At 47.6% G+C, this 12,490-nt stretch carries 14 protein-coding genes; 6 read left to right on the top strand and 8 right to left on the bottom strand.

What is annotated here, in order from left to right:
• Window positions 1-15: 15 nt before the first annotated feature.
• The 5 genes from bioB to H7A02_09880 all read left to right on the top strand — a co-directional run bounded on the left by bioB (window position 16) and on the right by H7A02_09880 (window position 4,874).
• Entirely contained in the window at window positions 16-1,074 is a 1,059-nt protein-coding gene (bioB, locus tag H7A02_09900; GenBank protein ID MCP5172568.1) for a biotin synthase BioB, read from the top strand.
• Window positions 1,075-1,145: 71 nt separating this feature from the next.
• Window positions 1,146-2,333, top strand: a complete 1,188-nt coding sequence (bioF, locus tag H7A02_09895; protein ID MCP5172567.1) for an 8-amino-7-oxononanoate synthase — start codon at window positions 1,146-1,148, stop codon at window positions 2,331-2,333.
• Window positions 2,334-2,341: 8 nt separating this feature from the next.
• Window positions 2,342-3,961 carry a malonyl-ACP O-methyltransferase BioC gene (gene bioC, locus H7A02_09890; protein ID MCP5172566.1) on the top strand — a complete coding sequence of 540 codons (1,620 nt, stop codon included), beginning with the start codon at window positions 2,342-2,344 and terminating at the stop codon, window positions 3,959-3,961.
• On the top strand, window positions 3,954-4,637 hold the full coding sequence (bioD, locus tag H7A02_09885; protein MCP5172565.1) for a dethiobiotin synthase: 684 nt from the start codon (window positions 3,954-3,956) through the stop codon (window positions 4,635-4,637). Before bioC ends, bioD begins: the two co-directional genes overlap by 8 nt.
• A gap of 48 nt (window positions 4,638-4,685) precedes the next feature.
• Window positions 4,686-4,874, top strand: coding sequence for a DUF3094 domain-containing protein (locus tag H7A02_09880; protein MCP5172564.1), 189 nt, complete (start codon window positions 4,686-4,688; stop codon window positions 4,872-4,874).
• 114 nt (window positions 4,875-4,988) lie between these two features.
• On the opposite strand, the gene H7A02_09875 is transcribed toward H7A02_09880, so the two are convergent.
• The 3 genes from H7A02_09875 to H7A02_09865 form a co-directional block, all read right to left on the bottom strand.
• Entirely contained in the window at window positions 4,989-5,195 is a 207-nt protein-coding gene (locus tag H7A02_09875) for a cold-shock protein (GenBank protein MCP5172563.1), read from the bottom strand.
• Between the two features lie 243 nt (window positions 5,196-5,438).
• Complete coding sequence (locus H7A02_09870; GenBank protein ID MCP5172562.1) at window positions 5,439-5,921, bottom strand: prepilin-type N-terminal cleavage/methylation domain-containing protein; 483 nt, start codon at window positions 5,919-5,921, stop codon at window positions 5,439-5,441.
• 46 nt (window positions 5,922-5,967) lie between these two features.
• Window positions 5,968-6,255, bottom strand: coding sequence for a ferritin (locus tag H7A02_09865; GenBank protein MCP5172561.1), 288 nt, complete (start codon window positions 6,253-6,255; stop codon window positions 5,968-5,970).
• 247 nt (window positions 6,256-6,502) lie between these two features.
• On the opposite strand from H7A02_09865, the gene katG reads away from it, so the two are divergent.
• On the top strand, window positions 6,503-8,725 hold the full coding sequence (katG, locus tag H7A02_09860; protein MCP5172560.1) for a catalase/peroxidase HPI: 2,223 nt from the start codon (window positions 6,503-6,505) through the stop codon (window positions 8,723-8,725).
• 93 nt (window positions 8,726-8,818) lie between these two features.
• On the opposite strand, the gene H7A02_09855 is transcribed toward katG, so the two are convergent.
• From H7A02_09855 to H7A02_09835, 5 genes are all read right to left on the bottom strand, one after another.
• Window positions 8,819-9,343 carry a TIGR00645 family protein gene (locus H7A02_09855; GenBank protein MCP5172559.1) on the bottom strand — a complete coding sequence of 175 codons (525 nt, stop codon included), beginning with the start codon at window positions 9,341-9,343 and terminating at the stop codon, window positions 8,819-8,821.
• Window positions 9,344-9,426: 83 nt separating this feature from the next.
• Window positions 9,427-9,792, bottom strand: coding sequence for a hypothetical protein (locus tag H7A02_09850; GenBank protein MCP5172558.1), 366 nt, complete (start codon window positions 9,790-9,792; stop codon window positions 9,427-9,429).
• A 157-nt stretch (window positions 9,793-9,949) separates the two neighbouring features.
• Window positions 9,950-10,687: a hypothetical protein gene (locus H7A02_09845; protein ID MCP5172557.1), complete on the bottom strand. Its 738-nt coding sequence runs from the start codon at window positions 10,685-10,687 to the stop codon at window positions 9,950-9,952.
• Between the two features lie 235 nt (window positions 10,688-10,922).
• Window positions 10,923-11,633, bottom strand: coding sequence for a hypothetical protein (locus H7A02_09840; protein ID MCP5172556.1), 711 nt, complete (start codon window positions 11,631-11,633; stop codon window positions 10,923-10,925).
• A gap of 247 nt (window positions 11,634-11,880) precedes the next feature.
• The gene (locus H7A02_09835) at window positions 11,881-12,381 is read right to left on the bottom strand and encodes a GNAT family N-acetyltransferase (protein ID MCP5172555.1); all 501 of its coding nucleotides are present in this window, start codon (window positions 12,379-12,381) and stop codon (window positions 11,881-11,883) included.
• Window positions 12,382-12,490 lie beyond the last annotated feature (109 nt).

The raw sequence follows: 12,490 nt of genomic DNA, 5'->3' as shown, positions 1-12,490 counted from the left end.
TAGAGATATTTAATCATGTCTGCCAGCCAAACCACCACTGTTCGCCACGATTGGACAAGAGAAGAAGTGCTGGCGTTGTTTAACCAGCCATTCAATGATCTGCTGTTCCAGGCTCAGGTAGTGCATCGCCAGAATTTTAATCCCAATCAGGTTCAATTGAGCACATTGTTGTCGATCAAGACCGGCGCCTGCCCTGAAGACTGTAAATACTGTCCGCAGAGCGCCCGTTACGATACCGGGCTTGAAAAAGAAAAGCTGATGGCGGTCGAGCAGGTTATTGAAGAAGCAAAGGCAGCTAAAGCCAGCGGTGCCAGCCGATTTTGTATGGGCGCTGCCTGGCGCTCACCTAAAGCCAAAGATATGCCCGAAGTTGCGCGTATGGTGCGCGAAGTGAAAGCACTTGGTATGGAAACTTGCATGACCCTTGGAATGCTGAAGCCGGAACAGGCACAGGCTCTATCCGAGGCCGGGCTGGATTATTACAACCATAATCTCGATACTTCACCGGAATTCTATGGCGACATCATTACCACCCGTACTTATGAAGACCGCCTTGAAACACTCGACAATGTTCGCAAGGCCGGAATGAAAGTCTGTGCTGGCGGTATCGTTGGTATGGGCGAGAAACCTGAAGACCGGGCGGGGCTGCTGATACAGCTGGCCAATATGCCTCATCAGCCAGAGTCCGTGCCGATTAACATGTTGGTGAAAGTGGCGGGAACACCACTCGAAAATGAAGCGGATCTGGATGATTTTGAATTTATTCGCACCATTGCTGTGGCCCGAATTATGATGCCGAAATCTCATGTGCGGTTGTCTGCGGGTCGTGAGGAAATGAACGATCAGATGCAGGCGCTGGCTTTTATGGCCGGAGCTAACTCCATTTTCTACTGCGAGAAACTGTTAACGACACCTAACCCGAAAGCCAACAGGGATATGCAATTATTTGATCGCCTGGGGATTTCGCCAGAAGAATACCAGCAGGAGAAAACCAGCGAAGAGCAAGAGCTGTTGCTGCGTCAGCAAATGCAGGAAGCGCAGACAGACCATTTGTTCTTTAACGCTGACCGGTGAATCTGTGCGAAAAGCGCTTCAGCCGGATATTTTTATATTGCGCGTGATGAATGCCTTTGGTGTGCTAGCAGATGACTGATATGGACAGCCAGCTCATCGCTGCGTTAGATAGTCGGCGGCAGCAACACCTCTACCGCAATCGCCAGATATTAACTTCACCTCAGAGCGTTAATGTAGAGGTGAGTGGTCATTCGTGTCTGGCTTTTTGCAGTAACGACTATCTCGGCCTTGCCAACCATCCCGATGTTATCAACGCCTTTCGCAAAGCTGCCGGGCAATACGGTGTTGGCAGTGGCGCTTCTCACCTGATCTACGGGCATTCTCGAGAGCATCACGCCCTGGAAGAAGAGCTGGCCGAGTTTACTGGTCGACCACGGGCGCTGCTATTTTCCACCGGTTATATGGCGAACCTGGGTGTGATGAGTGCCTTGCTGGGCAAGGGCGATTATGTTTTGGAAGACCGGCTGAATCACGCCTCTTTGTTGGACGGTGGCCTGGCCAGCGGTGCTGCCTTTAAGCGTTATCGACACAGCGATATGGATCATTTGAGTAGCCTGTTGGCAAAAGCTGAATCGGGTCGCAAGCTGGTGGTTACCGACGGTGTTTTCAGTATGGATGGCGACCTGGCGGATTTGCCCGGTCTTATTAATGTTTGCGCGCAACATAACGGTTGGTTGATGGTGGATGATGCACACGGCTTCGGCGTGCTGGGTGATCACGGTGGTGGCTTGATAGAACAGCAACAGGCATCGCTGACAGATGTACCGATACTGATGGGTACACTTGGAAAAGGGTTTGGTACCTTTGGTGCGTTTGTGGCTGGTTCTGAAGCCCTGATTGAAACCCTGATTCAGTTTGCACGCAGTTATATCTATACCACGGCTCTGCCACCGGCCATTGCGGCAGCAACCCGCGCCAGCCTGAAAATCGTTCGTGAAGAACATTGGCGGCGTGAAAAACTGAGCACCTTGATTCAGCAGTTTCGAACCGGGGTGAAAAGCATGGGATTAAACCTGATGGATTCGCCCACACCTATACAGCCGGTGTTGTTGAACAGTGATCAGCAAGTGCTTGAGGTGGGTGAAAAACTTCGGCAGCGAGGCGTTTTAGTAGGAGCCATCCGGCCACCTACGGTGCCGGTGGGGACTGCCCGTTTGCGAGTAACGCTCAGTGCTGCTCACAGTGACACTCAGGTTGATAAATTGCTGGTGGCCCTGGCTGAAGTGTTGGATGATTTCGCCAACAGTGGGGATCGGTGAGAAATGTCATGAATCCTGCGCCACAACAACATATCGATACCTCATTGTTAACAGCAGAGCACCCCTGTACAGGTGAACTATTGCAACCTGAGCCGCTGGTACTACTGCATGGCTGGGGCAGCGATAGCCGCATATGGCAGCAATTGTTGCCTCTGCTGTCGGTCCATCTGAATGTGATCAGTATCGATCTACCGGGGTTTGGCAGGAATACGACCATTGAAATGACAACCCTGAATGAGTTGCTCGAACAGCTTGCATCAGTTATGCCGGAGCGTTGCAGTGTGTTGGGTTGGTCACTGGGTGGCATGCTGGCAACAGCTTTTACGGCCCATTATCCGGGTCGAATTAATGGTTTGATAACCCTTGCCAGTAACGCCAGCTTTGTGCAACAAAAAGGCTGGAAAACAGCGATGCCGCAATCGGTGTTTGAGGAGTTCTGTCAATTTTTTCAGCAACAGCCGGAACCTTGTCTGAAGCGTTTTCACGGACTGCAATGTAAAGGCGACCAGCACGAAAAAACATTGTTGAAAACCTTGCGTGGTCATTTCAATAACCCGGGCGGTGAAAGTTGGCAGCGGGCATTGCAACTGTTGGGCGAGATTGATAACCGCCATAATCTGCGACAGATAACGGTACCCGGATTACATATTTTGGGTGAGCAGGATGCTCTTGTGCCTGATAGTGCGGCACAGGCAATTAACCGGCTTAACAGTCATCAACAAACTTTGGTGTTGGAAAATACAGGACATCTTGCTCAGTTGAGTTGTCCGCAAAGACTGGCGGATGCGGTTGTCGGGTTTTTGGCGCGTAATCGCTATCACCTCGATAAGCAGCGCGTTGCAGAATCTTTTAGTCGCGCAGCCAAGAGTTATGACAGTGCTGCCAGATTGCAGCGGCAGGTGGGCCAGCAGCTGATCGATCAGTTACCGGCGAACATGTCACCCCGTGTAGTTGTCGATTTAGGCTGTGGTACCGGTTATTTCACTTCGCAACTGGCGGAAAGGTATCCTGATGCGGTCATTATTGGTTTGGATCTTGCGCCGGGCATGTTGAACTATGCGCGTAGTCACAGAACTCAAAAAGCAGAGTGGCTCTGTGCCGATGCAGAACTGCTGCCGTTGGCTGATGGCAGCGCAGACTTGATATTTTCAAGCCTGGCGCTGCAATGGTGTGAGCAGTTACCGCTGCTAGCCAAAGAGATAAACCGCGTCTTGAATGCTGGCGGGCTGCTGACATATACCTCCCTTGTTGAAGGCACGCTGGCAGAGTTAAAGGCAGCCTGGTCAGCAGTGGACCATTATGTGCATGTTAACCGGTTCTATCCGGCGCAGGCCTGGCGGTCGGTTTTTTCTGAGCAGGGCTTTGACATTGAGCGCTTTCTAATGGATGACAGTGTGCTCGAGTATGCCGATTTAAAACAGCTGACACAGGAGCTGAAAGGACTTGGTGCACACAATATCAATTCCGGCCAGAATCCCGGATTAACGGGCCGCAAGCAGATTCAGGCTTTAAAAGAGGGTTACGAAAAGTTTCGTTCCACAGAGGGTTGGTTGCCCGCTACCTGGCGGGTGATCCGCTGTCAGGCGAGAAAGAATGACGCAACAAATGAGATGTTGAGTAATGAGTAAATCGTTTTTTGTGACCGGCACCGATACCGATTGCGGCAAAACATTAATGGCTTCGGGTCTGCTAGCAGCAGCAAAACAACAGGGCCTGTCTACTGCTGGCATCAAACCGGTGGCTGCGGGCTGTCTGGAAACGCCCGACGGCTTGCGCAATGATGACGCCCTGGTGTTGCAGCAATACACTACGTTACTGTTGAGTTATGAACAGATTAATCCGGTAGCGTTTTTACCCGCTATCGCGCCGCATATTGCAGCTGCAGAAGAAGGGCGAAGAATGACCGCTGACCGTTTGGCGGGATTTTGTCGGGGGGTGCTGACGAAGCGACCGGACGTTACCATTATTGAGGGTGCCGGTGGCTGGAGAGTGCCCCTCAATGACCGGGAAACACTGGCCGATCTCGCACGCCAGTTGCAGCTTCCGGTAATCATGGTGGTAGGCATGAAGCTGGGCTGTATTAATCATGCGTTGCTTACTGCCGAGGCGATTTTTCGTGACGGGTTGCAAATGGCTGGCTGGATAGCTAATACCATCGATGAGGACATGGTGCACTATCGGCAAAACGTTGAAGCGATTCAGCGTCGTTTATCTTGTCCTCTGTTAGGCGAGGTGCCAAAGTTGACAGATCCGGGTGCCGATCAGGTATTGCAGTATCTTGATCTGGGGGAACTGCTGGCATAGCAGGCGGTTGAATAGCAAGTTGCAGAAATTAGTAGGAGCTTGAAACAAATGGGTAACAGAAAAGAAGAGCTTTATTCTGAGGAAGACCTTGAACGTATTCGCAAGGTTACCGGTGGCGGTATTCACTCAGTGGAGCGTAAGCCGTTTCGCTTTAGTCTGCTGTTTTTGTGGTGGATTGTGGTGGCGGCGCTGGGGTTGGTGGCATACAGTGCCGGTAAGCTAGCCGGTGTTATCTAGGCTGAAGACTGCCCACTGTGGGCAGTCTCTTAAACTACGAATCGGAATAGATCGTCTTTTTTAGACATAAAAAAGGCAAGCCTGAGCTTGCCTTTTTAAACATTGATTCTCAAATCAGAGAGGTACAATGTTCTCAGCTTGTGGGCCTTTCTGGCCAGTGGTAACAGTAAATTCTACCTGTTGACCTTCTGCAAGTGTTTTGAAGCCTGGGCTTACAATTGCGCTGAAATGAGCGAAAACGTCTGGGCCTGATTCCTGTTCGATAAAACCAAAACCTTTTGCTTCGTTGAACCACTTAACGGTTCCTTTAACTGTAGACATAACAAATTATCCTGTAATAAAAAATATAAATGTGCCTTTGGGAAGGCGGTAATAGCGGAAAAATAAACTGGGATTTGAAACTACAGGACGAAGAATTACGAGAAATGCGACGAAATGGAGCGTTTACCAAGGACTTACTTTCATGCTGGGCGGCACAGTATAGCTAATTGAAATCGAAGTCAATTTTTATTTGCAAGTGATAATTGCGATTCGGTCGCAATGTCGAGCGGCCCTGCTGAATTTCTAACAACCGCTGTAAACCTCGTCAATGACCGGGCCGACTCCAGCCGCCACCGATTGTCGATAGCGGATGTAACATTGGCCCACTCCGGCATCTTCCGACAACTCGCCGTGCCAATAGACCCAGGCGCCACTGAAAACACTGGCGCGGCTGTTCCAGTCGCCTGGAGGGTAATCTACCATGCGACTAATGCCGGTGGCTGTACCTGTGGGGTAGCCGTAAGCAATATCCACAGAAATGCCGTTCACTAGCACCGACGCTGAAGTCTGGTTGTGCAAGCCTTCGGTAATGGCTTTGGCAAAAACCAAGTGAGCAGCACTGGACACCTGACCCTTGAGTTGCTGGGTGGTGCTGATCAGGGCGGCCTCGCGCAGGTTGACCATGCGAGGTACCGCGATAGCCGCCAGAACGCCCAAAACAACCACGACCGCTATCAGTTCTATCAATGTAAAGCCGCGCTGTAATTGCTGCCCGGTCTTGTGCATTCCTTTCATATGCCCCGAGTTTCCCTGATTGTCTGCGCGAAAAAATCTACTTGTGAGCAATGGTTTTGTCAGTAAACAGGTAGTCTTTCAGTTCTTTGTCAAAAGAGGGGTCTTTGCGTCGAATCCACTCCAGCACCATGGCTGCGTGTTCTTTCTCTTCATCCCGGTTATGTTCAAGAATGGCTTTTAGCTCATGGTCTTTGCAGGCGTCAACACGCTGGTTATACCAGTCTACTGCTTCCAGCTCTTCCATTAGTGACGTGATTGCCCGATGCATATCCCGCGTTTCATCACTCAGTTCGTTAATAGGTTCGTGATAACCTTCGTTCGCCATGATGGTCTCCTTGATTTTCTGATGGCCAGATAACAGATAAATTCTACTGTAGCATAACGTTAAAGTCTTTCTTCTCTTGTGGCATTCAAAGTGTATCTGACACCCTGTCAACTATCATTATGGCAATCAGCTTGTGAGTTAATTAGATATTTTCAATCGATCCTATAGTTTATAAAAATCTCCGATCTTTAAATCCACTGCTATATTGAAAAGCCAATATGGGTTTTTCAGGAAGGAGTGGGTAGAAATGTTTATCAAAAAAATGCCTCTGGTTGCAGTTCTGGCGATAGTCATGTCGCCGTTAACACTATCAGCCTCGGCCTATGCCGAGAACAAAAGTATGTCGAATCATGACTGGTGGCCCGAAAGGTTGGACCTTCAACCTTTGCGGCAACAAGATGCCGAGTCCAGCCCCATGGACGAAGACTTTAACTACGCTGAAGCGTTCAAAACACTTGATCTGGATACGATCAAAAAAGAAATTGAAACGTTGATGACAGCATCCCAGCCCTGGTGGCCTGCTGATTACGGGCACTACGGTCCGTTTTTTATCCGAATGGCCTGGCACAGTGCGGGGACCTACCGTTTGGGTGATGGCCGGGGTGGAGCTGGCGGTGGGCAGCAGCGCTTTGAGCCGCTTAATAGCTGGCCCGACAATGTCAGCCTGGACAAGGCCCGGCGTTTACTGTGGCCGATTAAACAGAAATACGGCCGCAAAATATCCTGGGCAGATTTAATGGTGCTGACAGGTAACGTGGCATTGGAATCGATGGGCTTCAAAACCTTCGGTTTTGCCGGTGGCCGTGAAGATGACTGGGAACCTGATAGGGTTTACTGGGGGCCGGAAAGCAAATTCCTGGCTGATGAGCGTTACAGTGGCGACAGAAAACTGGAGAACCCGCTGGCAGCTGTTCAGATGGGGTTGATCTACGTAAACCCGGAAGGGCCGAATGGTAACCCGGACCCACTCGCAGCCGCGAAAGATATCCGCGATACGTTTGGTCGCATGGCGATGAATGATGAAGAAACGGTTGCTCTGATTGCCGGTGGTCACACTTTTGGCAAAGCGCATGGTGCTCATGACCCCAATGAATGTGTAGGGCCTGAGCCTGCTGCTGCGGGCCTGGAAGAGCAAGGGTTTGGCTGGAAAAACAAATGTGGCAAAGGTAATGCGGAAGACACCGTGACCAGCGGTTTGGAGGGGGCTTGGTCTGCCAACCCGATTGCCTGGACTACGCAATACCTGGATAACCTCTTCACCTATGAATGGGTTAAAACCAAAAGCCCTGCAGGTGCAACCCAGTGGATTCCAAAGAATGAAGGCACCACTAAAATAGTGCCGGATGCACATGATCCCTCAAAGCGACATGCCCCCATCATGTTTACCACGGATTTGTCGCTGAAGTTTGATCCCAGCTATCGCAAGATTGCCAAGCGCTTCCAGGAAAACCCGCAAGAGTTTGAACTGGCCTTCGCAAAGGCCTGGTTTAAGCTGACACACCGCGATATGGGGCCACGCTCCCGCTACCTGGGTTCACAGGTTCCCGGTGAAGTGCTGGTTTGGCAAGATCCTGTACCTGCGGTCGATCACGCATTGATTGACGCCGACGATATCAAGTCGCTGAAGTCTGAAATTCTCGATTCGGACTTGACTATTCCCCAGCTGGTGAAAACTGCCTGGGCATCGGCTGCCAGCTTCCGAGGTACAGACATGCGAGGCGGAGCCAATGGTGCACGTATCCGATTGGCCCCCCAGAATAACTGGCAAGCCAATGATCCGGCAGAATTGGCAAAGGTGTTAAAACGTCTGGAGCGAGTTCAAAAGAGCTTTAACCGCAAAGCCTCAGGTGGTAAGAAAGTTTCTCTGGCTGATTTGATTGTGCTGGGTGGCGCTGCGGCTGTCGAGCAGGCGGCTAACAAGGCTGGTCACGATATCGAGGTGCCTTTCACACCGGGGCGCACCGACGCATCGCTGGAGCAGACAGATGTCGCATCGTTCGCCGTACTGGAGCCAACAGCCGATGGTTTTCGTAACTACTTTGCGGTCAGCAACCGCCGTTCGCCTGCAGAGGCGCTGGTAGATCGTGCAAACCTGTTAACTCTAAACGTTCCGGAAATGACAGCGTTGGTGGGTGGTATGCGTGCCATGAATGCAAACGCCGGTAAAACGTCGCACGGTGTACTCACCAGCCGTCCGGGCACCTTGAGCAATGACTTTTTTGTTAACCTGCTGGATATGTCCACAAAGTGGTCGAAATCATCAAACGCCGAAGGCATATACGAAGGGCATGATCGAGGAACCGGCAAACTCAAGTGGACCGCCACCCCGGTGGACCTTGTGTTCGGATCAAACTCGGAGCTGCGAGCTATTGCAGAGATTTATGCCGCCGATGATGCAAAGGAAAAATTTGTTAAAGACTTTGTAAATGCATGGGCCAAGGTGATGACTCTGGATCGCTTTGACCTTTAGTAGTGGTTTCAAATGCTCCGGCGAAGGAGAGCGCGGTGTTTAAGTGAAAACGGCGGAGTTTGGCAGCTCCGCCGTTTTTAATTTCCCCAAATATCAGTGCTTTTGGGTATCGCCAGCAACCTTGTCCATTACAGCAAATAGCACACCGGACACAACGAATGCCATATGGATGATGACTTTCCATTTCAGGCTATTGGCGTCGGCATCGCTCATCACCTCGGGTATGTCCATAAAAGATTTTAAAAGATCAATCGCAGAAATGGCGACAATGGCACCGATGACTTTCAGTTTGAGGCCAGAAAAATCAACTTTTCCCATCCAGTCAGGGCGATCTTTGTGATCACCAATATCAATTTTTGAGATGAAAATTTCATAGCCGCTAAATATGATCATTAATAACAAGCTGCCAACTAATGACATATCGACCAGCGCTAAAATTCCGACAATAACATCTGCTTCAGAGGCACTAAAAACATGAGTAGTCATATGCCATAGTTCTTGAGCAAACTTAATAAACAATAAAACAAGGCTAAAAACCAAACCTATATAGAAAGGGGCTAACATCCAGCGGCTTTTAAAAATGGTGGATTCCAACGAGTTTTCAATTTTATTCGACATGTCAATTTCTTGGGGTGTTGTGAGGCGGCAAATTATAGGCTATCCCGCGCTGTTTAAGGTAGCAACAAGTTGAGATTTATTGCTCATAACCCGCTAATCAAATGAATTGTGTTGGACGGGCTGCTTAACCAAAAACCGTTGAAACCCGGTGGTAATAGCTCTATCTCATTTCTAATTGTGCAGCCTTGGCTCTCGAAGTAATTTTTTGCCGCAATAGCGTCGTCTGTTACTATCTCTAGCCATATCTCCGCCTGACTGATTCCTGATACTTTATCTACCCATAAATTCTTGTCGCCAAACTCGAATGCTACGGAGTGGGGGGCGTCGGGTGAGCTGGCGGTTTTCTGTTTTAAGCCCAATATTACCTTATAAAAGTTCACCATTTTGTCGAACTCATGCGCTGGTACTTTTATCGCAATGTTTTTTCCGGGGTTAAATTTGGGTTTCATGTTTTTCTCTGTTTTAAGCAAATGACATGAGGCAGCTATTCAATATTGTGGTGAATAACGGTATTTGTTCGGGTGAAAAATGGTCGGAACCTGTGGCTTGTAATCATAGCTAATTGTTAGGAGTGTTTTTCGTGCATTCAACCCCAACGTTAAATCACTAAAATGGAAATGCTATAGCTTGACCAATTTCAGTGGACGGTAGGAAACCGATACAAAGGAGTTGAGTAACAATATAAAGAGGTATGCCCCATTTTAATACAGGGTGAACGCGCCCAAATATCATGCGATCAATAACGATAGGAGCGAATAAAAAACCATAGGTGGATAATAGTACGAGAGGTACGCCGCTAATAGGCATCATGGGTAAATATGCAATTCGTGTTACAGAAGCTGATACCATGCTAAGGGAAGCCAAGACCATAAAACGTTTGTGAATATGGAGCTTCTTTCTGAAAATAATGCCCAACAGACTCAAACAGGAAAAGCTCAAAAGTGTGTGCAATATGGCCAACACAAAACTTGTTCGAGATCTTAAAAATACCTCACTCCAACTGCTGTCGTAGTTTTGCATAACACCGATCATCATATCTGTGCCACTAAAAATCAGAGCGCATATAAGAAAGAGGCTTAGATAGCCAAGTTTTTTATGTAAGGCAACATTTTGAATAGAGGATAGGTGAGACTGAACAGCAAACAGTATGTACCAGCACAAATAGAGCATTCCATGTATTACAAATTGAGCTGTAACAATTGTCTCCGAATCAAATATCTTTACATAATGGGGGAGTAAAGTTATCAACATTAAGACAACTAGAACGATGGAAAATTTTCCATAGATGGGTTGAGAAGAAAATATTAAATTTTTGTTTGGCTGCAACATATTATTCTTATTCATTTTTAGCCAACCCGATAACTATGGTGGCTACGCCCAAATAGGAAAATAGTTTAAAAATTGATTCTATAGCATCTTTTGGTAGTAAGAACTTCGACAGTTTTTCCATAAACCCTACCTTCCTGTGTTCTGCGGCACCTTACTATTAATAATCAAATAGCGCCTAGCCATTTAATAATGACAACCCAAACCTAATATTTCACTTGCTAATAAACTGAAGCTACTAGTTTTTTAAGCCTTATCGAAGCTTAAGGCTATCCGCTATACATAGGCCATTTGAGGTATGTACATTGTAGAGCGTAACTTTGACATTTCTTGTATTTTTTTCATCGATACTTGGCATTGAGTTAACCCTCACAGTTCTACAGGTGCTTCCCCAAGCCCTCAGTTCTTTTTTACTTAGCGGCTTACTCTCTATAATTTCTCCAGTGCGAATTGAATAAGAATAAATTCGGCGAGCAATTACGGTTGCGTCTCCAATAGAAACATTCTTTCCTTCTTCAATTTTTTTATTCCTTTCATTTCGCTCTTTTTCCAGCTCATCTTTTGTCAACAAAACCCTGAATTCCTTGAATGAGCACAACCTATTTGAGTGTTGCTCGACGCCTAACAATTCAACCTTTGAATCCCCGTAGGTCAAATTAAACTGAATTGCCTCATCAGCTGAATACTCTTTGTCCAAGTAGAAATGAGTACAAAACTTGTAACTGCTACTCACTAGGTTAACTGGAAGTGGACTTTTTGAGCTGAAGCCTAAATTTCTGGATATATTTAAGCCTCCTTTGGAAAACAGTTTTTTATTGACGGTTACAAACTTGAGGTATTTACTGTCAATGATTCCTTCGACCTTACCTATTTCTTCCGTTCTATTCTTTATCACCTCCGCCAACGCAATATTTGCACTCAGTACTACGAGAAAAATTCCCAGTAATTGACACAGCTTCTTCATTTTTAGTCCTTTTTAATTTTCCCTGTGATGTTCAACGCTAATAATTTAATAAATTATCAGTTCCATAATCGTGTTTTGCTTCTAAGTTAACATGGCCTCTTTGATGATCTAATTTAGATTTAATCTCTTTGAACCAACGCCCTGTACTTTCTAAAAATTAAAATGGCAGGACATGCAAGTGCCTAACGCCCAAAGCAGCGGCGCGCGTTAGCGCGTCCAGCCCGCAGGGCGATGCTGCCTTTGCTTGTTATGTGCATATACTTAGCACCGAAGTTTTTCTAGAACCTGTAGTTCTTTTATTTGGGTCATAGAATGTCTCTATGAGCTCAAATCCTGCCTTTCGCATCATTCCCGCAGAGGCCAGATTTTCTTCGTGACGCTCGATATAGACATGACTGCATTTTTCATTGCCAGCAAGTTTAATGGATTCTTTTAGGAGTTGGCTGCCTAGGCCTTTACCACTTTGGCTTGAGGCAACAACTACGTCATTTATATATGCGATATCTGCTAGAGCAGCATACTTACTCAATTTGGACGGGCACGCCTCTTTCATAATGAGAACCGCGAAGCCAACAATGCTAGTCTCTTCCGCTAAAACGGGTAAAGCTTTCCCTTGATTAATAAGTTGAAATTGATGCGCAATGCTTTTATCTGTAATGTAATTCCATTCATTCGGGCCTTCTTTTAGAAGGAGCTCTTGCATTGCTTGAAAATCAGCTTCGTTTAGCTTTCGAGAATGTAACTTCATGCGATGATCTCTTGCACATAACGCCCGGCTCACCGAGAAAATTTTTGATGGCAGCTTTTGTGCGTGCTTTTGCACAAAAGATGACGGCGAAAATTTGTCCGGTGCAGCC

The organism is Pseudomonadales bacterium (assembly GCA_024234435.1).
Lineage (GTDB): Bacteria > Pseudomonadota > Gammaproteobacteria > Pseudomonadales > Porticoccaceae > JACKOF01.
This window is presented reverse-complemented; position numbering and strand designations above follow the sequence as displayed.